Here is a 1,055-nt window from a genome sequence, read left to right as displayed (position 1 = left end):
TCCGACTCGCGTTGACGAACGCCTGTCGAAGTTCAGGTTCCTCGATCACTCTCGCAGCCCCTCCTTGGTCATAGCTGTTGTCCTGGCGTCCTCGTCTCAGATGATCCGGCTAATGCCGTCATCGATCCGATAGCCGCCGAAAGCCCCCTCGGCGGCGAATATACGTTCGGCGAACCGGCGCCCCATGAGGTTGTGCGCCTCCCCATTCGGGTGCAGGCCATCGGGCAATGGCAAGGCGTCTGCATCGGCTGGACCGTACAGTTCGCGGCCGTCGAGGTAGTGAAGGTTCGGGTCGTCCGATCGGTGCTCGACCACTGAGCGGAGCGCGTCGCGGATTACCTCGAGCGTGAGGCGGCCTTGAGCGACGTCGCCGGGTGTACCGGTCGCGATGAACCGTACGCGGTCGGTGCCGAGGGTGTCGGGGTCGAATGCGCCGGGCCCGGGGGTGTTCTCATGGATACCGCAGAAGATTGGCGATACGAGCAAGAGTGGCGTTTCGGGGTGCCCGTCGCGGATGGTATCCAAGAAGCCGTGGACCGCTGGAACGAAGGCCCGCAGCCGCATGGCATCGAGATTCACGACGTTGATGCCGAGCTTCACACTGATGGCATCGGCGGGGGTGTCGCGGATGACTCGGGCGAGGAACGGGTCGACCAAGGCGCTGCCACCAAGGCCCAGGTTGCGTAGCTCGAGGTCGAACATCCTCCGCGCGGCCATGACCGGCCAGATCTCGCTCGGGGCAAGGGCGTTGGACCCGTGGCTGATAGAACTGCCGTGGTGCAGCCAGATCTTGCGGTTGGTTTGCTCGGCCACGATGGGTGTGTCGGTGCGAAGCTCGACGAGCGCGAGGGCCTCGTTGTGGGGCAGCCACACCTCGACGTTCTTCGTGTTCGAGCCGAGGTCCGCCAGCACGGTGGAGTGGGTAGGTCCCGAGTGGGCGCTGGAGGCGCCGGTCTGCAGGTCGATTTCGATGCAGTCCCCGCCGGTGAGCTCGTCCCGGGTGTGCCGGACGCCGTCCATGAATACGTCGATGCGGCCGCGTGGGCGGTCGGCGC

The 1,055-nt window shown here is 65.6% G+C and carries 1 protein-coding gene; it reads right to left on the bottom strand.

All coding sequences use genetic code 11. From position 1 onward, the window contains the following. Positions 1-96 precede the first annotated feature (96 nt). On the bottom strand, positions 97-1,055 hold a 959-nt coding region (locus ACZY0Y_RS19885), incomplete at its 5' end, for a GDSL-type esterase/lipase family protein (protein WP_463959942.1).

The sequence above is a fragment of the Pseudarthrobacter kochi genome, assembly GCF_055412805.1.
This window is presented reverse-complemented; position numbering and strand designations above follow the sequence as displayed.